General features: G+C 60.7%; 18 protein-coding genes and 1 pseudogene. 10 read left to right on the top strand and 9 right to left on the bottom strand.

Annotated elements, in window-relative coordinates; all coding sequences use genetic code 11:
* The 8 genes and pseudogenes from BN1117_RS05125 to BN1117_RS05090 form a co-directional block, all read right to left on the bottom strand.
* Positions 1-782: transposase (locus tag BN1117_RS05125; protein ID WP_040095380.1), on the bottom strand; the 782-nt coding region annotated here is incomplete at its 3' end.
* A 74-nt stretch (positions 783-856) separates the two neighbouring features.
* Positions 857-1,087: pseudogene (locus BN1117_RS05120) on the bottom strand (transposase); the annotation flags it as partial.
* Between the two features lie 239 nt (positions 1,088-1,326).
* Entirely contained in the window at positions 1,327-2,133 is an 807-nt protein-coding gene (gene trpA, locus BN1117_RS05115) for a tryptophan synthase subunit alpha (protein ID WP_040095376.1), read from the bottom strand.
* On the bottom strand, positions 2,130-3,323 hold the full coding sequence (gene trpB / locus BN1117_RS05110; RefSeq protein WP_005347359.1) for a tryptophan synthase subunit beta: 1,194 nt from the start codon (positions 3,321-3,323) through the stop codon (positions 2,130-2,132). The genes trpA and trpB overlap by 4 nt, the downstream gene beginning before the upstream one ends.
* Positions 3,324-3,519: 196 nt before the next feature.
* On the bottom strand, positions 3,520-5,052 hold the full coding sequence (gene trpCF / locus BN1117_RS05105) for a bifunctional indole-3-glycerol-phosphate synthase TrpC/phosphoribosylanthranilate isomerase TrpF (protein WP_040095373.1): 1,533 nt from the start codon (positions 5,050-5,052) through the stop codon (positions 3,520-3,522).
* Positions 5,052-6,065, bottom strand: a complete 1,014-nt coding sequence (trpD, locus tag BN1117_RS05100; RefSeq protein WP_040095371.1) for an anthranilate phosphoribosyltransferase — start codon at positions 6,063-6,065, stop codon at positions 5,052-5,054. The genes trpCF and trpD overlap by 1 nt, the downstream gene beginning before the upstream one ends.
* A gap of 15 nt (positions 6,066-6,080) precedes the next feature.
* Positions 6,081-6,713, bottom strand: coding sequence for an aminodeoxychorismate/anthranilate synthase component II (locus BN1117_RS05095; protein ID WP_040095369.1), 633 nt, complete (start codon positions 6,711-6,713; stop codon positions 6,081-6,083).
* Positions 6,710-8,362, bottom strand: a complete 1,653-nt coding sequence (locus BN1117_RS05090) for an anthranilate synthase component 1 (protein ID WP_040095367.1) — start codon at positions 8,360-8,362, stop codon at positions 6,710-6,712. The genes BN1117_RS05095 and BN1117_RS05090 overlap by 4 nt, the downstream gene beginning before the upstream one ends.
* A gap of 436 nt (positions 8,363-8,798) precedes the next feature.
* Between BN1117_RS05090 and rnm the strand changes: the two genes are divergently transcribed.
* The 6 genes from rnm to tesB all read left to right on the top strand — a co-directional run bounded on the left by rnm (position 8,799) and on the right by tesB (position 14,261).
* Positions 8,799-9,680: an RNase RNM gene (gene rnm, locus BN1117_RS05085; RefSeq protein ID WP_040095366.1), complete on the top strand. Its 882-nt coding sequence runs from the start codon at positions 8,799-8,801 to the stop codon at positions 9,678-9,680.
* 226 nt (positions 9,681-9,906) lie between these two features.
* On the top strand, positions 9,907-10,527 hold the full coding sequence (locus BN1117_RS05080; protein ID WP_040095364.1) for an L-threonylcarbamoyladenylate synthase: 621 nt from the start codon (positions 9,907-9,909) through the stop codon (positions 10,525-10,527).
* A gap of 13 nt (positions 10,528-10,540) precedes the next feature.
* Positions 10,541-11,386, top strand: coding sequence for a segregation and condensation protein A (locus BN1117_RS05075; RefSeq protein ID WP_244463512.1), 846 nt, complete (start codon positions 10,541-10,543; stop codon positions 11,384-11,386).
* Between the two features lie 127 nt (positions 11,387-11,513).
* The gene (scpB, locus tag BN1117_RS05070) at positions 11,514-12,086 is read left to right on the top strand and encodes an SMC-Scp complex subunit ScpB (RefSeq protein WP_040095360.1); all 573 of its coding nucleotides are present in this window, start codon (positions 11,514-11,516) and stop codon (positions 12,084-12,086) included.
* Positions 12,087-12,220: 134 nt separating this feature from the next.
* Positions 12,221-13,144 carry a 23S rRNA pseudouridine(2605) synthase RluB gene (gene rluB, locus BN1117_RS05065; protein ID WP_040095358.1) on the top strand — a complete coding sequence of 308 codons (924 nt, stop codon included), beginning with the start codon at positions 12,221-12,223 and terminating at the stop codon, positions 13,142-13,144.
* Positions 13,145-13,394: 250 nt separating this feature from the next.
* Entirely contained in the window at positions 13,395-14,261 is an 867-nt protein-coding gene (tesB, locus tag BN1117_RS05060; RefSeq protein WP_040095356.1) for an acyl-CoA thioesterase II, read from the top strand.
* A gap of 91 nt (positions 14,262-14,352) precedes the next feature.
* Here the strand turns inward: tesB and aceK are convergent, their stop codons facing one another.
* A complete protein-coding gene (gene aceK, locus BN1117_RS05055) occupies positions 14,353-16,080 on the bottom strand; it encodes a bifunctional isocitrate dehydrogenase kinase/phosphatase (RefSeq protein ID WP_040095354.1) in 1,728 nt (575 codons plus the stop codon).
* Between the two features lie 206 nt (positions 16,081-16,286).
* Between aceK and BN1117_RS05050 the strand changes: the two genes are divergently transcribed.
* The 4 genes from BN1117_RS05050 to thrC all read left to right on the top strand — a co-directional run bounded on the left by BN1117_RS05050 (position 16,287) and on the right by thrC (position 22,028).
* Entirely contained in the window at positions 16,287-16,991 is a 705-nt protein-coding gene (locus BN1117_RS05050; RefSeq protein ID WP_040095352.1) for a tRNA/rRNA methyltransferase, read from the top strand.
* Between the two features lie 263 nt (positions 16,992-17,254).
* Entirely contained in the window at positions 17,255-19,747 is a 2,493-nt protein-coding gene (gene thrA / locus BN1117_RS05045; protein WP_040095351.1) for a bifunctional aspartate kinase/homoserine dehydrogenase I, read from the top strand.
* 2 nt (positions 19,748-19,749) lie between these two features.
* Positions 19,750-20,745, top strand: a complete 996-nt coding sequence (thrB, locus tag BN1117_RS05040; RefSeq protein ID WP_040095349.1) for a homoserine kinase — start codon at positions 19,750-19,752, stop codon at positions 20,743-20,745.
* Positions 20,742-22,028: a threonine synthase gene (gene thrC / locus BN1117_RS05035; RefSeq protein WP_040095347.1), complete on the top strand. Its 1,287-nt coding sequence runs from the start codon at positions 20,742-20,744 to the stop codon at positions 22,026-22,028. The genes thrB and thrC overlap by 4 nt, the downstream gene beginning before the upstream one ends.
* Positions 22,029-22,378: the final 350 nt, after the last annotated feature.

The raw sequence follows: 22,378 nt of genomic DNA, 5'->3' as shown, positions 1-22,378 counted from the left end.
GGAATATGACCCCGCTTGTCGGGCCGGATAGCGCGGCCTGTCCAATCCACCAGCATCAGGTAGTCAGTAAAGGAATAGGGCAGCCCTTCAGGCTTCCCCTGGCTGGCAAACGGCAGCAACAGTGGTAACAACACCTCAGGGGCAGCAGGCTCTTCCAGGCGCTGTTTGATACTGGTGTAGTCACTCTGCTCGGGCCGAGCTGTCAACGCGGCTCGGATCGGATTGAGGTCAACATACGCCATACAGGCCAACAAGGCTGATTCGGTGAGCAAAGCCTGGCTCTTGAAGCGCCCTTCCCAGAAATGGCCCTTGCAACCATCTTCCTGATTGGCCTGACGGGCCAGATTTTCATTGAGTAGCCGAATAAACCAGCTGATGGAGTGAAGCCGCTCCCGCCATTGGGCCAGCAATTGCTGTACAACCGCCAGCTCAGGCTCGATCAACATCTCCCCTTGATACCAACGCCTGACCAACAGCGGCCACTGAAAAAGCGCAGCCCAGCGCTCAGCCACTTCCCGCTCACTCCAATTGGCAGCAGCGTCGGGCTCCACCTTGAGCACCAGATGATAGTGATTGCTCATCACCGCATAGGCACAAATGCTGATGGCAAACAGCCGTGACAGTTGCCCCAGTTTGTCAACCACCCACTGACGCCGATGCTCGTAGCTCTGGCCTGAATGGGCATCTTCCCCACACAGAAAAGCGCGCCGCACACAACGGCTGACCACATGGTAATAAGGCGTATCCTGCAAGCTGATTTGACGTGAACGGGCAATGGTCATGGCGTATCCCTCGACAGTAACTTCTTAAGTCAAGACCAGCACTACACCACTGTCAAAAAGGTGGGTGTCCCGGATTTCCCCACCAGATGATAGTGATTGCTCATCACCGCATAGGCACAAATGCTGATGGCAAACAGCCGTGACAGTTGCCTCAGTTTGTCAACCACCCACTGACGCCGATGCTCGTAGCTCTGGCCAGAATGGGCATCTTCCCCGCACAGAAACGCGCGCCGCACACAACGGCTGACCACATGGTAATAAGGCGTATCCTGCAAGCTGATTTGACGTGAACGGGCAATGGTCATGGCGTATCCCTCGACGGTAACTTCTCAAGTCAAGACCAGCACTACACCACTGTCAAAAAGGTGGGTGTCCCGGATTTCCCCCGGATTTCCCTGCCGGATTTCCCCTGCATCAATTCCGCGAACGTCTGATTACGCTTCGCTAATCAGACCTACAAGGGTGGCACCAACCAGGGATGGGATAACAAAGGGAGCCCGCTTGGGCTCCCTTGTTTGTCATGGGGGGGCGTTTGACTGAACGCTTAGCGCAGGGTCGCAGCCTTCATCCCTTCCACAAACTCTTTCAGGCGGGTCAGCATGTGTTCCGGATTCTGGTGGTGAGTCTCGATGATCTTCACCACGGCGGAGCCGGAGATGGCACCAGCGGCGCCAGCTGCGATGGCTTCACGCACCTGAGCTGGTTCGCTGATGCCAAAGCCGAGCAGGGCGGGGGGCGCCTTGAAGTCGCGCAGGGTATTGATGAGACCTTCCACCGGCATGCCGGCCTTGGTCTCGGCACCGGTGACGCCAGCGCGGCTCACCAGATAGGTGTAACCATTGCCAAGCTCCGCCACCTGTTTCAGGGTCTCGGCATCGCCATTGGGCGGGGCGATAAAGATGCTGTCGATACCGAACTTGTCGGCGGCCGCCTTGTAGGGGGCGCACATCTGCACCGGCACGTCGGCGACCAGCACCGAATCCACGCCCGCCTGCTGGCACTTCTCGTAGAAGCCGTCAATTTTGCGCACATAAACCAGATTGGCGTAGACCAGCAGGCCAATGGGCAGCTGCGGGTACTTGGCGCGGATGCGGCCAAGCAGCTCGAAACAGTCGTCCGGGGTGGTGTGGCTGGCAAAGGCGCGCAGGGCGGCGCCCTGAATGGTGGGGCCGTCCGCTACCGGATCGGAGAAGGGAATGCCGAGTTCGAGGGCATCGGCGCCCCCTTCGACCAGCGCATCGACGATGGCCAGCGAGAGTTCAGGAGTGGGGTCACCCAGCATCACGAACGGCACAAAGGCGCCCTGATTGGCTTCGTCCAGACGGGAGAAGAGTTGTGCGTAACGGTTCATGACAAGGTTCCTTCTTTTTCAAAGATGTCGGCAACGGTGAAGATATCTTTGTCGCCACGGCCGGAGAGGTTGACGATCAGCACCTGCTCTTTTTCCGGTTCACTGCGGGCCATCTTGAGGGCGTGGGCCAGCGCGTGGGAGGACTCCAGCGCCGGGATGATGCCTTCGGATTTGGCCAGCTCCTGGAAGGCGTCCAGCGCCTCCTTGTCGGTTACCGAGGGGTACTCGGCGCGGCCGATGGCGGCCAGATGGGCGTGCTGCGGGCCGACGGAGGGGAAGTCCAGCCCCGCCGAGACGGAGTAGGACTCCTGAATTTGCCCCTGATTGTCCTGCATCAGATAGGAGTGCATGCCAAAGAAGACCCCCTTGCTGCCGTGACCCAGCGGCGCACCGTGCTCGCCGCTCTCGATACCGTGACCGCCCGGCTCGACGCCGATCAGGCGCACTGAAGGCTCATCGATAAAGTCAGCAAACATGCCGATGGCATTGGAGCCGCCGCCGACGCAGGCGATCACCGCATCGGGCAGTCGCTCTTCCTTCTCGAAGCACTGGGCCTTGGCCTCTTCGCCGATCATCTTCTGGAACTCCCGCACGATGGTGGGGAAGGGGTGCGGGCCGGCGGCGGTCCCGAGCAGGTAGTGGGCCGACTCGTAGTTGGCGGCCCAGTCGCGCAGCGCCTCGTTGCAGGCATCTTTCAGGGTGGACGAGCCGGAGTGCACCGGAATGACGGTGGCGCCCATCAGCTTCATGCGAAATACGTTGGGCTTTTGGCGCTCGCAGTCCTTGGCCCCCATATAGACCCGGCACTTGAGGCCGAGCAGGGCGCAGGCCAGCGCAGTGGCGACGCCATGCTGACCGGCGCCGGTCTCGGCGATGATCTCGCTCTTGCCCATCCGCTTGGCCAGCAGCGCCTGACCCAGCACCTGGTTGGTCTTGTGGGCGCCGCCGTGCAGCAGATCTTCACGCTTCAGATAGAGGCGGGTCTTGGTGCCCTTGGTCAGGTTGCGGGTCAGGGTGAGCGGGGTCGGGCGACCGGCATACTCGGTCAGCAGGGACTGAAACTCGGCGATAAAGGCCGGATCATCCTTGGCATCGACAAAGGCTTTCTCCAGCTGGAGCAGGGCCGGGATAAGGATTTGGGGCACATACATGCCGCCAAATTCACCGAAAAACGGGTTGAGCAGGGTCATGATTAAATTCCTTGTTTCTGCTGTTAAATCAGGGATGCACAGTGATGGTCTGGGATGTATGTCTGGGGCGCATACATGTCATCGGCGAAATTCACTAAAAAACAGGTTGAGCAGGGTCATAGACTATTCCTTGTATTTATAGGCTTAAGCGATTCATTCATTTGGTGCATGTGTTTAGCGGGTTCGCAGCGCTTTTTCACAGCTGGCGCAGTGCGCCGAAGGCGGCTGCTATCTTGTGCGCATCCTTCTGGCCCGGGGCACTCTCCACTCCGGAGTTGAAATCAAGGCCGAGGCAACCCACTTGTGCCGCCTGCAGGGCGTTGTCGGGATTGAGCCCCCCCGCCAGCATCAGTTTGCTCTTGTCGAGCGTGGCCAGCATGGCCCAGTCGAACGCCTGACCTGTGCCGCCGCTCTGGCTGCCTACCGCAGTTTTCACGACAGTATCGAGCAGCAGGCGATCCGCCGGGTAGTCGAGGGCAGGCAGCGGCTCGCCACTTGTGACTCCAATTGCCTTCCAGATCTGGCAGCCCGCGGGCAGCAGTGGGCGCAGGATCTCGATATAGGCGGCATCTTCATCGCCGTGCAGCTGCACCGCGGCGAGTCCCAGCGCATCCACCGTCTTGGCGATGGTGGCGGGCTGGGCGTTGCGAAATACCCCGACGTAGGAGAGCGGCGCACCGGCCATCACTGTGCGGGCGGCGGGGATGTCCACATAGCGCGGGCTTTTGGCTACAAAGATAAGACCACCAAATACCGCGCCCGCCTGATGGGCGGCGGCGGCATCCTCGGCACGGGTCAGGCCGCACACCTTGTTCTGGCCCAGTACCAGTTTGCGCACCGCAGCCTCCAGATCCGGCTCGGCCATGAGTGACGAACCCACCAGAAAGCCCTTGGCGTGGTGGCGCAGATCCGCTACCTGAGCGCGGTGGTTGATGCCGGATTCGCTGATCACCACCCGATCGCTCGGGATATCTTTAGCCAGCTGTTTGGTGCGGTTGAGATCGACGCTCAAATCCCGCAGATCCCGGTTATTGATGCCAATCACCGGCGCCCCCAGCGCGATGGCCCGGGTCAGCTCCTCCTCGTTGCTCACCTCGGTCAGCACGCCAAGGCCCAGCTCCTTGGCCACCGCGAACAGGGCGCGATAGCCCTCGTCGGTGAGCACCGAGAGCATCAAGAGGATGGCGTCCGCCTGATAGTGGCGGGCCAGATAGACCTGATAGGGGTCAATCATGAAATCCTTGCAGAGCACCGGCTGCTGAACACGGCTGCGCACCCGCGGCAAAAAGGCGAAATCCCCCTGAAAGAACTTCTCGTCGGTCAGCACCGAGATGGCGGTGGCGTATTTGCCATAGATGTCGGCGATCGCCTCCGGGCTGAAATCATTGCGGATCAAGCCCTTGGAGGGGGAGGCCTTCTTGCACTCCAGAATAAAGCGGGTGGAGCCTGCCTTGAGTGCGCCAACGAAATCCCGATCGCTTGGGGTCAGCGCGCTCTGGAAGCTCTCCAGCGGCTGGGCCAGTTTGCGGGCGGCAACCCACTCCTGCTTGGCCGCCACGATCTTGCCGAGGATGGTCTGGCTGATGGAGGCCATGTTCAGAAAAGCATGGGGGGCAATAAGGTCTGACATCTCGTTATCCTTGCGAAACTGCGAACTGCCGCTCGGGAGTTCTGCATGAGTGCCCTGTGGGCGTTCTGAATGACTGCTGTGCAACGTGGAGGCTGACATCATGCCTCCTGATGGCTCAAAGTGGCGAGCCGGGCGGCGAGCTCCGCAGCCTTGCCGCTCGCCAGCACCGCCAGCACCTCGGCCGCCGCGCTCTTGAGGTCTGTCGCCTTGCCCGCCATCAGCAGCAGTGGCGCCACATTGGCGGCGATGGCGGCGTTGTGAGCCGGGGTGCCACGCCCTTCCAGAATGGCGGCGGTGATGGCGCGGTTCTCTTCAGGCTCACCGCCCTGAATGGCGCTGACCGGATAGGTCTCGAGGCCAAAGTCAGCCGGGGTGATCATAAATTCGCGGATCTCGCCGTCACGGATCTGGGCCACCTGGGTCGGGCCGTGGATGGCAATCTCGTCGAGCCCGGCGCCGTGCACCACCATACCGGTTTTCAGCCCCAGTGCCAGCAGGGTTTCGGCGATGGGACGCACCAGCTCGGGGACATAGACCCCCATCAGCTGATAGGTAGGGCGAGCGGGGTTGATAAGCGGCCCCAGCACATTGAACAGGGTACGGGTCTTGAGGGCCTGACGCACCGGCATGGCGTGGCGCACCCCGGCGTGATACTGGGGGGCGAACAGGAAGCAGATGCCGAGCTCGTCAAGGCAATGGCGCGCCTGCGCCGGGCTCATGTCGAGCTTGATGCCCATTTTGTCCAGCAGATCGCTCGAGCCCGACTTGCTCGAGACCGAGCGGTTGCCGTGCTTGGCCACTTTCAGGCCGCAGGCGGCGGCGACCAGCGCCGAGGTGGTGGAGACGTTGATGGTGTTGAGGCCATCGCCACCGGTGCCGACGATGTCGCAGAAGGCATAGTCCGGACGCGGGAAGTCGCGCGCTTCGGCCAAGAGGGCCTCGGCGGCACCGGCGATCTCCTCCGGGGTCTCCCCCTTGATCTTGAGGGCGGTCAGGAGACTGGCGAGCACGATGGGGTCCACTTCGCCACGTACCACCTGGCCGAAGGCATCGCGGGTACTTTCACGGCTCAGAGAGTGACCCTGATAGAGGGTGTTGAGATGTTGATGCATGTTGGTCTCCTTACCTTAACGCACGCCGCGTGTCGAAAAAATGCTTTCTGGACGGGTGATATGGGCGAGCGCCTGAGTCAGCAGACGGGCCCCTTCCGAAGTCATGATGGATTCGGGATGAAACTGGAAGCCCAGCACCCGCTCATCCTGCTGCTCGATGGCCATGGGCATGCCCTGATAGTGGGCAATCACCGTCAGCTCTTCCGGTACATAGGTGGCGACCAGCGAGTGGTAACGGGCTACCGGCAAGGGGCTTTGCAGCCCCGCGAAGGCGCCGTGGCCGTTGTGCTCAATCAGGGAGCGCTTGCCGTGGACGATTTCACCCGCCGCGCCGACGGTGCCGCCGTAGGCTTCGCACAGGGCCTGATGGCCGAGACAGATGCCGAGGATGGGCACCTGACCACGGGCAAGTTTGATCAGATCAATCAGGCAACCCGCTTCGTGGGGGGCACCCGGGCCCGGCGAGAGCACCAGCACGGCGTCCCCTTCGCAGGCGGCGATCTTGCTCATGATGCGGCTGGCTGGCAGGCTGTTGCGGTAGATCCGTACCGGATAGCCGAGGGAGCGGAACTGGTCGACGAGGTTGTAGGTAAAGGAGTCGAAGTTATCGAGCAGGAAAATGTTAGTGGCGGTTGATCCGGTACTCATTGGCTCACGTCCTTATGTTGCTCCTGCTGGGCGCTCAGGGCTTGCAGGGAGGTGCCATGGCTGGCGGCGATGGCGGCCAGCACGGCGGCCGCCTTGGCGCGGGTCTCGTCCGCTTCGGCTTGCGGCTTGGAGTCATAGACCACACCGGCACCGGCCTGCACGTGGGCCAAGCCATCTTTCACGAAAGCGGAGCGGATGACGATGCAGGTATCCATCTCGCCGGCGCCGTTGATGTAGCCGACCGCGCCGCCGTAGCTGCCGCGGCGCTTGCCTTCCACCATGCGAATAAGCTCGCTGGCGCGGATCTTGGGGGCGCCGGTGAGGGTGCCCATGTTCATGCAGGCCTGATAGGCGTGCAGGGCGTCTAGGTCGGCACGCAGGGTGCCGACCACCTTGGAGACCAGATGCATCACGTGGCTGTAGCGATCCACTTTGAGCAGCTCCTTGACGTAGCGGGTGCCGGGCTCCGAGATGCGGGCGATGTCGTTGCGGCCCAGATCCACCAGCATCAGGTGCTCGGCCACCTCTTTCTCGTCCTGACGCAGCTCCAGCTCGATGCGGCCATCGAGATCGCGGTTGATGCTGCCATCCGGGTTGAAGCCGCGGCGGCGGGTACCGGCGATGGGGTACATCTCCACATCGCGGCTGGCGGCGCAGAATTTCACCGCGCTCTCCGGCGAGGCGCCAAACAGGGTGAAGCCCTCATCCTGCACGTAGAACATGTAGGGGCTGGGGTTGGTCTGCTTGAGGCGGCGATAGGCGGCCAAGGGGCTCGGGCAGGGCAGGGAGAAGCAGCGGGACGGCACCACCTGGAAGATGTCGCCACGGCGGATAAAGCCCTTGAGCTTCTCCACCTCGGCACAGAACTGCTTGTCGCTCTTGTCCACGCTCATGCCGCCGGTCAGGGGCTGGGTGGTCAGCTCGGCGCAGAGGGGTTGCTGGCAAATCTGTTTGAAGTCGGTGAGCCGTTCGGTCAGGCGGGTGTATCTCTCTTCCACCTGGCTCTCGTCGCTGTCGCCGCCAAAGATGCAGGCGAGCAGTTGGGTGGTGCGCTTGATATGGTCGATGGTGATGAGGGTCTCGGCCACATAGAAGCAGTAGTCGGGGCAGTCGTTGCTCCCCTCGGGCACCTCGGGCAGGTCTTCAAAAGAGGCGATCAGGTCATAGGCGAAGCTGCCCGCCATAAAAAGCGCCTCGCTGTTCGCGCTAGCGTCAAGAGGGCCCAACTGGCAATCAAGCTCCCGCTGCAGGGTGCGCAGCACATCCAGCACGCTGCTCCCCTTGAGGCGGCTGTCTTCATCCTGCTCCCGATCGGAGGCCGGGAAGTCGAGTTGCAGCTCGCCATTTACCAGCGAACGAGCCACCACCGCAGGCAGCCGCTCGGCCAGCAGGCTTTGCAACTGGGCACCGTTGTCGTTCAGGCTGCGCACCCGCACGGTGCGACCACGGCACTCGATGCGCAGGCAGGCATCCACCAGCAGCAGGCTCTGTTTGCCCGCCTTGGAGTCGATCTCCACCGATTCCAGCAGCAGGTTGTTGGGGCGGCCCTGACAGAGGCGGGTATAGAGCGCCAGCGGATCGGCCACATAGGGGGCGTTGAGTTTGAGGGTATCGAATTCACCCAGAGGAAGGCGATGTGTGGCTGTCATAGTGCGTTCCCTTGCGTGTGATGCGTGTTACCGATGTTCATGACGTTGAATTCCTTAGAAATTTAATTGGTCCGGGGTGGCTGGTTCAGGGGCGCCATCGCCAGGTCAGCTTGCTTGTCTGAATTCTCGGTTTCATCACAGGTCCATTTGCCGGATAATAAAAAAGCCCGCTGGGGTCAGCGGGCTTTTTCTTTGGGTTCTTAATTTGCTGTCAGATTACAGGTACAGCAACGACCACACGCCCGCATGTCAGGGAGTGTGCCACCACCAGATGGTCAGGATGGAAGTCGTTTGCATGATAAGGTCCTGTAAAAAACTGTTTGCAATGAAGTGCCTACAGAGAACGATAAAGCCGCGGCCAAGTCAAGTCGCTTTTTAGCCTTCTTTCACCGATTTGCCATGAATGGTGACCTGACCACGAGAGCGGAATAACCTGATGAGATTCGATCTTCACTGCCATACCACGGCCTCCGACGGGGTGCTAAGCCCAGCCGAATTGGTGCGCCGCGCAGCCGAAAAACAGGTCGAGGTGTTAGCAGTTACTGACCACGACACCCTCGCCGGGCTTGACGAGGTGCGCCGCACCATCGAAGCCGAGCAACTGCCGCTGCGACTGGTGAGCGGGGTCGAGATCTCCACCGGCTGGGAGCATCACGAAATTCATATCGTGGCGCTGGGGGTGGATGAAAAAAATCCGCAGCTGTTGGATTTTCTGGCTGGTCAGCTGGCCCGGCGCGAAGCGCGTGCGCTGGAAATCGGGCGCCGTCTGGAGAAGTGCCTCATCCCCGGCGCCTATGAAGAGGCCAAACAGCTTGCCGGTGACGCCGCCGTGACCCGCGCCCACTTTGCCCGGGTGCTGGTGGCGCGCGGGGTGGCCGACAACATGCAGAAGGTATTCAAAAAGTACCTGAGCCGTGGCAATAAAGGGTATGTTCCGGCCGAGTGGCCCGAGATGAGCGAAGCCATCGCGGCCATTCATGCCGCCGGTGGGCTGGCGGTGCTGGCCCACCCCAGCCGCTACGATCTCACTGCCAAGTGGATCAAGCGGTTGCTGGTGGCCTTCAAGGGGGCCGGTGGCGATGCCATGGAGGTCTCATTGCCCCAGCAAAGCCCGCAAGAACGGGCCAATCTGGGCCAGTGGGCCAAGGATCACGACCTCTATATCTCGGTGGGATCGGATTTTCACTTCCCCTCCAACTGGACCGAGCTGGGCCGCCACCTTTGGTTGCCCAAAGAGGGAATGCCGGTCTGGCTTGCCTATCCCGGTCACTTTGGGCTCACCACCGAACAGCATGCCGAGCTGCTGGCGAGCCGGTAACGGCGCCAGCGAAATAGGGAACAAGCCGGGCAAGAGGGGATTCCCATAGTGTGGCTTGCCTATCCCGGTCACTTTGGGCTCACCACCGAGCAACATGCGGAGCTGCTGGCAAGCCGGTAACGGCGCCAGCGAAGCGGCCACAAACAGGTTAAGGTAGTGTCATGGGTCTTGGGCCCGTGACCATACGAGCGGGCAGGTATTGCTGCCCCCATTGCGAGAACAAGCTATGAGTCAGCATTTTTACGTACATCCGGAAAATCCCCAGGCCCGTCTGATCAGTCAGGCGGTACAGATCATCCAGAACGGCGGTGTGATCGTCTATCCGACCGACTCCGGTTATGCGCTGGGTTGCCAGATGGGTGACAAGGGCGCGTTGGAGCGCATCTGCCGCATCCGCCGCATCGATCCCAACCATGACTTCACCCTGGTGTGCCGCGATCTCTCCGAGATCTCCACCTACGCCAAGGTCGACAACAGCGCGTTTCGCCTGATCAAGAACAACACCCCGGGCGCCTATACCTTCATCTTCAAGGCCACCAAAGAGGTGCCACGTCGTCTGATGAACGAGAAGAAGAAGACCATTGGCATCCGGGTGCCGGATAACAAAATTGCCCAGGCACTGCTGGAGGCCCTTGGCGAGCCGCTGCTCTCTACCACATTGATCCTGCCTGAGTCCGATATGGCGGAATTCGATCCGGAAGAGATCTACGACAAGTTGGGTCGACAGATCGACTTGGTGGTCAACGGCGGTTATCTGGGCGAGCAGCCCACCACAGTGGTCGATTTCTCTGACGACGAGCCGGTATTGCGCCGTCGCGGCGCCGGGGATCCGACTCCGTTTGAATGAGAGTGTCGACCCGGTGACGTCGACCCCAGATGATAACGGGGCTGGCGCCACTGCACCTATCGCCAAAGTCCTGGGGCAGCCCTATCACGAGCTGCCCCAGGACTTGTTTATCCCGCCCGATGCGCTGGAGGTGTTTCTCGATACTTTCGAGGGGCCGCTGGATCTGCTGCTCTACCTGATCCGGCGTCAGCAACTCGACATCCTCAATCTGCCGATCCTGCAGATCACCGCCCAGTATATGGAGTACGTAGAGCTGATGCAGGGGCTCAACCTTGAGCTGGCGGCCGAGTATCTGCTGATGGCGGCCTGGCTGGCGGAGATTAAATCCCGCCTGCTGTTGCCCAAGGCGCCGGAGCTGGAGGATGAAGAGGAGGGGGAAGACCCGCGGGTGACCCTTATTCGCCGCCTGCAGGAGTACGAGCGTTACAAGGTGGGGGCGGAGAGGGTCAGCGAGCTGCCACGGGTGGAGCGGGAGATCTTTATCGCCGCTGCCTTGCCCCCCGATTTTGGCGATCTCAAGCCGCTGGCGCCCGATGTTTCGTTGGTTGAGCTCGCCCTTTACATGCAAAGTGTGGTAAAACGCGCGACTCATTTCGAGCATCACCAGATCCGCCGCGAACAGATCCCGACCCGGGTGCGCATGGCGGAGATCCTCGCCATGCTCTCCCTGGGGCAGACCCTGCGCTTGGAGCAGGTGCTGCGCGCCGAAGAGGGACGGATGGGGGTACTGGTGACGTTTTTGGCCCTGCTGGAGCTGTGCAAGGAGCAACTGATCTGGATCCTGCAGGCAGAACCACTCGGCCCAATCCATTTTGCATTGGCTGCAGAAGAGAATGAGAAACGTGAACAGACCCACTGAGCGTGCATCCCGTCTGTTTCGTTGCAGCCAGAACCCCTGGGTCACAGTGCATTTTGCATTGGCCGAGCAGAGCGAGGAGGGGGAGCGTGGTCTTGCCCATTGAGATGGCTTTTGAGAGGAACGCCCAATGGCGCTGCCAGCTGAACGATTAAAGACGCTGATCGAAGCGGCGCTGTTTGTGGCTGGTCGTCCGCTCAACGTCAGTGAGCTGAAAAGCAGCGTGCTGGCCGATTACCCGGTCACCAGTCGCTATGTACAGCTGCTGTTGGCCGAGATCAGGCAAGATTACAGTACGCGGGGGGTGGAGCTTAAAGAGGTCGCCTCTGGCTGGCGCTTTCAGGCGCGTCAGGAGTACGCCGAAGAGCTCTCAAGGCTCTGGAGCGAGCGGGCGCCCCGTTATTCCCGCGCCGTGATGGAGACGCTGACTCTGATCGCCTATCGTCAGCCCATCACCCGGGCCGAGATCGAAGCGATCCGCGGGGTGGCGGTGTCGAGTCAGATAGTCAATACCTTGAAAGATCGTGGCTGGGTGCGCAGCATAGGCCACAAAGAGGTGGTGGGACGCCCCGAGCTGCTCGCCACCACCAGAGCATTTCTGGATTATTTTAATCTGCAGAGTCTGGAGCAGCTCCCCGAGCTGAATCCCGAGCTGCAACCCCTGTTGCCCACAGTGGTGGACGGGGAGAACGATGCCCGATAAATGAGGCCCAAGTGTGCCGATTGTACCGGCATGGACATTTTTCAACCGTGGTGAGCGCCCCAACTGGCGTTTGTTACAGTTAACCCCGTTGCCCCTTTTACCAGTGGGCAGCGATCAACAATCAGGTAACCCCGATGAGTGAAAAACTGCAAAAAGTATTGGCCCGCGCGGGTCAAGGCTCCCGTCGTGAGATGGAGGCCCTGATCACCGCAGGTCGGGTCAGTGTGGATGGCAAGGTCGCCACACTGGGGGATCGCGTCGAAGTAAACGCCGTGATCCGGGTGGATGGTCACCAGGTCAAGACCCGTGCTGCGGAAGAGGTCATCTGCCGCGTACTGGCTTACCACAAGCCGGAAGGGGAGATGTGTACCCGTCACGATCCGGAAGGTCGTCCCACTGTGTTTGATCGCTTGCCCAAGATGGATGGTGCCCGCTGGATCGCGGTCGGCCGCCTCGACGTCAACACCTCTGGTCTGCTGCTGTTCACCACCGATGGCGAGCTAGCCAACCGTCTGATGCACCCGAGCCACGAAGTGGAGCGGGAATACGCGGTGCGTGTCTTTGGCGAGATCACCGAAGCCATGTTGCAGCGCCTGCGCAAGGGGGTGCAACTGGAAGATGGCATGGCCAAATTCAACAAGATCAAACCCGCTGGCGGTGAGGGTCTGAACCAGTGGTTCAACGTCACCCTGACCGAAGGTCGCAACCGTGAGGTGCGCCGCCTGTGGGAATCCCAGGAAGTGCAGGTGAGCCGCCTGATGCGTATTCGCTACGGCGACGTCAAGCTGGATCGCGGCATCCCGCGCGGCGGCTGGCAAGAGCTCAAACTGCCCGAGGTGAACTACCTGCGCGGTCTGGTCAACCTGCCCAACGAGACCGAATCCAAGGTCGATCTGCAGCAAGATGGCAAAACCAGCCGCCACAAGCAGGCCGCCCAGATCCGTCGCGCCGTACAGCGTCACAAAGAGATGCAGGGCAAAGAGCCCCGCGCTCGCGCCACCACCGCCCGTCGCAAGCCGCAAGCCTCTACCCGCAACTCCGGTACCGGCAGCAAGTAAGCCGACAACCCGTTGCAAACTGTGCGCCGTCAAATAGCGCGCAGTCGGCCAAGCGAAAGGCCCGCACCAGATGGTGCGGGCCTTTTTGTATCCAATGTTTATCTCCAATACCCGCCCTGAACAGGCCAAAGGGCGGTGGGTAAGGGGGGGCGGGGTGTTTCTGTCGTCTGTTTGCCCGCAGACTCGCCTCTGCGGTTGCTCTGCTCCGGTGAGCTTGTTAGCCTGTGCGGCTCTGATAGAGGAGTGAACGATGAGCAAGGTACTTGATGGGCTGCTGGCGTTGCTGGCGCTGGAAAAAATCGAGGAGGGCCTGTTTCGGGGCCAGAGCCAGGATCTCGGTCTGCGGGCCGTGTTTGGCGGACAGGTAATGGGGCAGGCCTTGTCAGCCGCCAAGCAGACGGTCGAGACCGGTCGTCAGGTTCACAGTTTTCACTCCTACTTCCTGCGTCCGGGGGATGTGACCCGTCCTATCGTCTATGACGTTGAGAATATCCGCGACGGCCAGACCGTCTCCACCCGCCGGGTCAAGGCGATTCAGGGCGGCAAGCCCATCTTCTATCTCAACGCCTCGTTTCAGGTGCCGGTCGACGGGTTTGAACATCAGGTGCAGATGCCCAGCGGCATCACCCCGCCGGAAGCGCTCAAGAGCGAGCTGGAGCTGGTGCGCCCCTACGAGAGCCTGATCCCGCCCTCCCTGCGGGACAAGATCCTCTGCGAGCAGCCCATCGAGATGCGCCCGGTGACCCTGGTCGACCCTATTCGGCCGACGGTGCAGGATCCGGTGCGTCACGTCTGGTTCAAGGCTAACGGCCAGATGCCGGACGATCTGCGGGTGCACAAATACCTGCTGGCTTACGCCTCCGACTTCAACTTCCTGCTCACCTCGCTGCAGCCCCACGGGGTGTCGTATTGGGAGCCGGATATGCAGGTGGCGACCATCGATCACTCCATGTGGTTCCACCGGGATTTTCGCTTCGACGACTGGCTGCTCTACGTGGTAGACAGCCCGAGCGCCAGCAGCGGCCGCGGTCTGGTGCGCGGTCAGTTCTTTACCCGCGACGGGGTGCTGGTGGCGAGCACCATGCAGGAGGGGGTGATCCGCCGTCGCGGCAGTTAAGGCGCCAAGCGGATAGCAAAACGGGGTGGCACTGGCCACCCCGTTTTCGTTGCTGCGCTTTGCGCGGACTCTTTGTGCGGGCTCTGCGGGTTCAGCCGCCGCGCTGGTACTTGAAGCGCTTCTTGCGCCGGTAGGGATAGACATCGTCAAACAGCCCCACCTTGATGTTGCTCTGCAGCATCTTCCAGTAGTTGGCGTCGAACATCTCCTTGTGCAGTTGCAGCATGATCTCCCGCACCTGCGGCTTTTGCAGCAGGAAGGTGGCGAACTCCTCGGGGAAGATATCGTTGGGGGCCACCGAATACCAGGGCTCGGCGCTCCACTCATCCTCGGGGTAGCGGGGCGGCGGGATCTGGCGGAAGTTGCACTCCGTCATGTAGCAGATCTCGTCGTAGTCGTAGAAGACCACCCGGCCGTGGCGGGTGACGCCGAAGTTCTTGAACAGCATGTCCCCCGGGAAGATGTTGGCCGCCGCCAGCTGCTTGATGGCGTTGCCGTACTCCTCCAGCGCGAGCCGGGTCTGCTGCTCGTCCGCCTTGTCCAGATAGAGGTTGAGGGGGATCATCTTGCGCTCGGTATAGAGGTGCTTGATCACCAGCTTGTCCCCTGTGATGGTGAGGGCCGAGGGGGCAACCAGTTTGAGTTCGGCCAGCAGCTCCGGCGAGATGCGATCCAGCGGAAACTCGAAGTTGGTGAACTCCTGGGTATCGGCCATCCGGCCAACCCGATCGTGCTGTTTAACCAGCCGGTATTTTGCCTTCACCTGCTCGTGGCTCACATCCTTCGGGGGAGTGAACTCGTCTTTTATCACCTTGAACACCACATCGTAGGAGGGGAGGGTGAACACGCTCATCACCATCCCCTTGATGCCGGGGGCGATGATGAACTGATCCCGACTCTGGGCCAGATGGTGGCAGTAGTGGCGATAGAGCTCGGTCTTACCGTGCTTCTGGCAGCCGATGGCGTTGTAGATCTCGTAATCGGGCTTGTGGGGCATGATTTGGCGCAAAAAGGCGACAAACAGCGCCGGTTCGCGGGCATAGACCATAAAGTAGGCGCGGGCGAAGCCAAACACGATGGAGGCGAGATCCGGCTCGAAGATCACCGTATCCACATAGATACTGTGGCCGGTGCTGAGCAGGGGCAGGATAAAGGGGAACACCTGATCCCGGGCCCGGATCAGCCCCACCAGATAGGCCCCCTTGTTGCGGTAGAACACCTCTTTGAGCAGCTCGATGGCAAAGGGCTCCTCATGGAGGATTTGCGGGCCGTTCTCCGCAAGATGGCGGTGGATGTCGACAATATCCCGCTGTTTATCCTCGTAGGGGAGGGTGAAGCTGTAATCCCCCAATAGCTGGCTCAAGGTCTGCGGCAGGTGGGGCAGTGTGGTGCGATAGATCCGCAGCAGGGCGCTGAGATCCGGTTTTTCGCCACGGCTGACGAAGGGGTGGATATAGAGGTTCTCGTCGCGGATGTTGCGATGACGAAAGATCCGCCGATAGACGGAGTTGAAGAAGGACTCTGCCACCTCGAAGTTCTCGCACTTGGGCAGCAGATCGCTGAAGGCACTCTTGACCCGCTTGAGCAGCGCCTGGGTGGCGTGGTGCTCTCCCATCATCTGGCGGATGGAGCTGGCGGTGGCCCCCACATGGTGGTCATAGAGGCGAATGCGCTCGCGCCCGGCGAGCTGCACCCCCAGCCAGTCGCTGTTCTCGAAGCGGCTCTTGCTACCGCGGGTGATCTCGAGAAAGCGACTATAAAATGACTCGAACCGCTGCAAGATAGTCTCGGCGACGGCCTGTTCCAATGGCTGCTGCATCTCTCTCTTCCTTGTGATCTGTCGGGCCGATAGCGCGAAAAATTGGCTGTAATTTGTTCACACCTCTGGCCACTATCGCAACATTCAAACGTCTGTTCAAGTGGCATTTTTCGGGGATAAACGGTAGATTGCGCCCCTGTTTTGCTGATGGTTTAGCGACTGTTTGCTGTCTGTTTGAGAGGCCGTTTGGCCTGCGAGGAAACCCGATGAAGCTCTATTTTGTCCTGGTGGCACCTGCCCGCGCCGCGAACGTGGGGGCGGCTGCCCGCGCCATGAAAACCATGGGATTCGATGCAATGCGACTGGTGGCGAGTCGGGTGCACGAAGAGGAGGAGGCGAGCTGGGTGGCCCACGGCGCCCAGGAGATCCTGACCGAGGCCAAGGCCTTCGATACCCTGCCCGAGGCGCTGGCCGACATGGATCTGGTGATCGCCACCACCGCCCGTGAGCGCGGTCGCTACCAGCACTACCTCACCCCGGGGGAGATCCGCGAGCAGATCAAGGCCAAGCCCTCCCTTGGCAAGGTCGCCATCGTCTTTGGCTGCGAGGAGTCGGGGCTCTCCAACGAGCAGCTGGCCGAGGTCGATCTCATCAGCTATCTGCCCCTCAAGGTGAGCTATCCGTCACTCAATCTGGGGCAGGCTATCATGCTCTACGCCTATGAGATGAGTCAGCTGATGGATGAGTTGAACGCCGACGGCGCCACTGCGGTAGCAGAAAATTTTGATAACGCCGGGCAGGTTCGGGTGCTGAAAAGCAAAACAGCAGAATTGCTGGGTGAACTCGGAGTTTCGCAGGATGAAAAACTACATCAATGGGTGATGGACCGGTTACCCATGCTGCCGCAGCGGGATTTGAACATGCTCCACCTGCTCTGCAAAGACCTTGCGCGCCGCTTTGGGCGTGAGTAGCAAAGAGGTTTAGGTTGACAGCCCGCTGCCCGCCGCGGTATTGCTAAAAGCCAGCTTCGTCAACGAGTGTTCGTCATGCAGTTATTCACCAACGTCATCACCACCACCATTATTACCGGTACCACCACAGGTGGCACTGGGGCCGGTTGATGCGCTGACGAACAAGCACAGAAATCAGAAAAGGCCCGTACCCACCCAGTACGGGCCTTTTTGTTGGATTGGTTTTTAGATTGAATTTCATAGATTTACAGGGAGAGAAAGCGATGAGAGTGTTGAAATTTGGCGGGTCTTCACTGGCCGATGCAGAGCGTTTTTTACGGGTGGCCGATATCGCGGTCAACACCCACGGCCAATCTCAGGTAGCCCTGGTGCTCTCTGCACCTGCCAAGGTGACCAATCATCTGGTGGCGCTGGTGGAACAGACCAGTCGCGGCATGGATGCCAGTTCCACCCTGTTTGAAGTCAACGGTATCTTCTCCCGCCTGCTGGCCGGGTTGAAGGCGGCCTATCCGGCGCTCGATGACAAGGCGCTGTTGGCCCGTCTCACCGCCGAGCTGGATCAGGTGGAGCGGCTGATGCAGGGCATCCGCCTGCTGGGCCTCTGCCCGGATAACGTGCAGGCGCGCATTCTGAGCCGTGGCGAGAACCTCTCCATCGCCTTTATGCACGAATTGCTGCGGGTGCGTGGTCTGGATCTGGAGCTGATCGTACCGGAAGAGCTGCTGGTCACCGACGGCGGCTATCTGGAAGCCCATGTCGATATCGAAGCCTCCCGCCTGCGCTTTGCCGCCAAGGGGCTGCGCCCGGTTGAAGAGGGGCAAGGCCCCTCTGGTAAAGCGTCATGTCTTTATCTGATGCCGGGCTTTACCGGTGGCAGCGACAAGGGCGAGACCGTGCTGCTGGGCCGCAACGGCTCCGACTACTCCGCCGCCGTCCTGGCTGCCTGCGTCGATGCCGAGTGCTGCGAGATCTGGACTGACGTCGAGGGTTGCTACAGCTGCGACCCCCGTCTGGTGCCGGATGCCTACCTGCTGAAAACCCTCTCCTACAAGGAGGCGATGGAGCTCTCCTACTTCGGCGCCAAGGTGCTGCACCCGAAAACCATCGCGCCGGTGGCCCAGTTCCATATCCCCTGCCTCATCAAGAACAGCTTCAACCCGCAGGGGCCGGGCACCCTGATCGGCCCCGAGAGCGGCGACGATGACCTGAAAGTGAAGGCCATCTCGGATCTTTCCGGCATGTGCATGTTCAACGTCTCCGGCCCCGGCATGAAGGGGATGGTCGGCATGGCCGGTCGCATCTTCTCCGCCGTCTCACGCGCCGGGGTCAGTATCGTGCTGATCACCCAGTCCTCTTCCGAGTACAGCGTCAGCTTCTGTATCCACAGCTACGACAGTGAGAAGACTCGCAAGGTGCTGGAGCGCGAGTTCGAGCTGGAGTTCAAAAACCAGCTGCTGGAGCCGCTGGATATCATCAGCGATCTGGCGATCATCTCCCTCATCGGTGACGGCATGCGTACCAGCAAGGGGATGGCGGCCCGCTTCTTCACCTCGCTGGCGCAAGCCTCCATCAATATCGTCGCCATTGCGCAGGGCTCCAGCGAGCGCTCCATTTCGGCGGTGGTGCGGGATCGCAAGGTGGCGGAAGCCATCAAGGCGTGCCACCAGAACTTCTTTGGCAGCCAGCAGTTTATCGATCTGTTTGTGGTCGGGGTCGGTGGCGTCGGCGCGGCGCTGGTGGATCAGATTGCTCGCCAGCAGCCGGTACTGGCCGAGCAGGGCACTGGCCTTCGCGTGGTCGGCATCGCCAACAGCCGTCAGATGGCGGTCAACAAGGATGGCCTAAACCTCGCCAACTGGCGCGAACAGTTGGCGGAAGCCCGTGACAGCTTCTCGCTGGAAGGGGTGAAAAAGCTGGTGGAAGATAGCCATATCATCAACCCGGTGATCGTTGACTGCACCTCCTCCGAGGCAGTTGCCGTCCAGTATGCCGACTTCCTCGCCGCCGGTTTCCATGTGGTCACTCCGAACAAAAAGGCCAACACCGGCTCGCTCGATTACTACAAGGCGCTGCGCCGCACTGCCCGCCAGACTCGCCGCAAGTTCCTCTATGAAACCAACGTCGGCGCCGGTTTGCCGGTTATCGAGAACCTGCAAAACCTCATCAAGGCCGGTGACAAGCTGCGCGCCTTCGACGGTATTCTGTCCGGTTCCCTCTCCTTTATCTTCGGCAAGCTGGATGAAGGGATGGCGTTCTCCGAGGCGACCCAAATCGCTCGCAGCAACGGCTTTACCGAGCCGGATCCCCGCGACGATCTCAACGGCATGGATGTGGCGCGCAAGCTGCTCATTCTGGCTCGTGAGGCTGGCATGGCGCTGGAGCTCTCCGATGTGGAAGTCGAGCAGGCTCTGCCGCCGGGCTTTGACGTCAGCGGCGACGTGGAAGCCTTTATGGCCCGCCTGCCGGAGGCGGACGGCTGGTTCCGCGACCAGTTCGCCGCCGCCCAGCGTGAAGGCAAGGTGTTGCGCTATGTGGGTTCCATCGAGGGTGGCAAGTGCAAGGTCGCCATCAAGGCGGTCGGTGGTGACGAGCCGCTGTTCAAGGTCAAAGACGGGGAGAACGCGCTCGCCTTCTTCTCCACCTACTACCAGCCAATCCCGCTGGTGCTGCGCGGCTATGGCGCCGGTACCGAAGTGACTGCGGCGGGTGTCTTTGCCGACGTGCTGCGCACCCAGAACTGGAAGCAGGAGCTATAAGCATGAGTTCAGACATGTACCCCTCTTATATGACTGAAGGCGGCAGCGTAGTCGCCTACGCCCCCGCCTCCAGCGCCAACCTGAGCGTGGGATTCGATGTTCTGGGGGCGGCGCTCGCCCCCGTTGATGGCTCTCTGCTCGGCGATCGGGTGCAGGTAAAAGCGGCTGACGTGCCTTTTGCGCTCTCCTCTGTGGGCCGCTACGCCCACAAGCTGCCGGACGATCCGAAAAAGAATATCCTGTTCGACTGCTGGGTCGCCTATGGCGAGGCGCTGGAGAAGCGCGGCCTGACACTCAAGCCCCTCGAAATGGTGCTGGAGAAGAACTTGCCGGTGGGCTCGGGGCTGGGTTCCAGCGCCTGCAGCGTGGTGGCGGCCCTTGAAGGGCTCAACGCCTTCCACGGCGAGCCGCTTAATGAGCACGACATGCTGCTGCTGATGGGTGAGATGGAAGGCAAGATCTCCGGCTCCGTTCACTACGACAACGTGGCCCCCTGCTATCTGGGCGGCATGCAGCTGGTGCTGGAAGAGCACGGCGTTATCAGCCAGGGCATTCCGGTGTTTGACGAGTGGTACTGGGTGGTCTGCTACCCGGGGACCGTGGTTTCGACCGCTGCCGCCCGCGCCATTCTGCCGGCCCAATATCGCCGTCAAGATTGCCTCACCTATGGCCGCCGTCTGGCTGCCTTCGTGCACGCCAGCTACACCGGACAAGAGGGGCTGGCGGCGAGCGTCTTGAAAGACGTGATTGCCGAACCCTACCGCGCGGCGCTGATCGAAGGCTTTGCCGAGGTGCGGGCGCAGGCGGCCCAGAACGGGGCGCTCGCTACCGGCATCTCCGGTTCCGGCCCCACCGTATTTGTGGTGATGAAGGATCTGGCGCAGGCCGAGCGGATGAAGGATTGGATGGAAGCACATTTCGTGCAGAACGAAGATGGATTTGCCCGGGTCTGCAAATTGGACATGGCCGGGGCACGGGTAACAGGAAGCGAGCTATGAATCTCTACAACATCAAGGACAACAGCGAACAGGTGAGCTTCGCGCAGGCGGTGCGTCAGGGCTTGGGTCGCGAACAGGGGCTCTTCTTCCCCGAACAACTCGACCCGCTCGCCGATGTGGATGCTCTGCTCGATCTGCCACTGGCCGAACGCTCCGCCCGCATCCTGAGCCACCTGCTGGGGGACGAAGTGCCCGCAGCGAAAGTGAGCGAGCTGATTAACGCCGCTTTCACCTTCCCGGCGCCGCTGGTGAAACTCAAAGACGGCTCCGATCGCAAAATATATGCCCTCGAACTGTTCCACGGCCCGACCCTGGCGTTCAAGGATTTCGGCGGCCGCTTTATGGCCCAGTGCCTTGCGGCGTTTCGCACCAACGATAAGATCACCATCCTCACCGCCACCTCCGGCGACACCGGCGCCGCCGTGGCCCACGCCTTCTACGGGCTGGAGGGGATTGAAGTAGTGATCCTCTATCCCAAGGGCAAGATCAGCCCCTTGCAGGAGAAGCTCTTCTGCACCCTCGGCGGCAATATCCGCACCATCGCCATCGACGGCGACTTCGATGCCTGTCAGGCGCTGGTAAAACAGGCCTTTGACGACGAAGCGCTGAAAAAGGCCATTGGCCTCAACTCCGCCAACTCCATCAATATCAGCCGCCTGCTGGCGCAGGTTTGCTACTACTTCGAAGCGGTGGCTCAGCTGCCGAAAGCTGACCGTGCCAAGGCGGTGATCAGCGTGCCGTCTGGCAACTTTGGCAACCTCACCGCAGGCTTGATTGCCAAGGCGCTGGGGCTGCCGGTGAAGCGCTTTATCGCCGCCACCAACGCCAACGATACCGTGCCGCGCTATCTGAAAAGCGGTCAGTGGGAGCCGCACCAGACAGTGGCGACCCTGTCGAACGCCATGGACGTCAGCCGCCCCAACAACTGGCCACGAGTAGAAGAGCTCTGCCGTCGCAAGGGCTGGGCGCTGGAGACCTTGGGCTCCGGCATGCGTGACGACGCCCAGACTCGCGCTGCCCTTAAACGCCTGCACCAGCTGGATTACCTGTGCGAACCCCACGGCGCCATTGCCTGGGATCTGTTGGGTGAACAGCTGGCCGAGGACGAAGTGGGGGTGTTCCTCTGCACCGCCCATCCCGCCAAGTTCAAGGAGTCGGTGGACGAGATCCTCAATCTCGATGTGCCGCTGCCCGGCCCGCTGGCCAAACACGCCGAGCTGCCGCTGCTCTCCGTTAATTTGCCTGCGGAGTTTGCCCGGTTAAGAGCCTTTCTGCTGGCTTGAGTCTTGGCCGCGAGGTAACCGATAAAAATAAAATCCCCCCGATAGAGGGTAATGCCAGTCAGTTAAGCACTTTTATGACTAAATATTCGAGATGTTGAATATAAAAAGTAGCTCCATGATTAAAGAGTCAATTTGGCTCCAACCCTTGCCCTGACTGGCATGCAATAAAAAGAGGGAGGCATCATGCCTCCCTCACTCGTTAGCCCTTATACCACGCGGGTTGGGACTCAAATTCTCTTAACTGACTTGCATTACCCCGATAGAGGTTTTTTTTTAGCATCTATAAAGGGTGCTTGTCAGAATGTGAGGTTGGAGGTTCAGTGGGTATTCTCAATACATAATAATAGAGA

This window comes from Aeromonas australiensis, assembly GCF_000819725.1.
Classification (GTDB): domain Bacteria; phylum Pseudomonadota; class Gammaproteobacteria; order Enterobacterales; family Aeromonadaceae; genus Aeromonas; species Aeromonas australiensis.
Note: the sequence above shows the minus strand (reverse complement) of the source record. Positions and strands in the feature narration are given on the sequence as shown.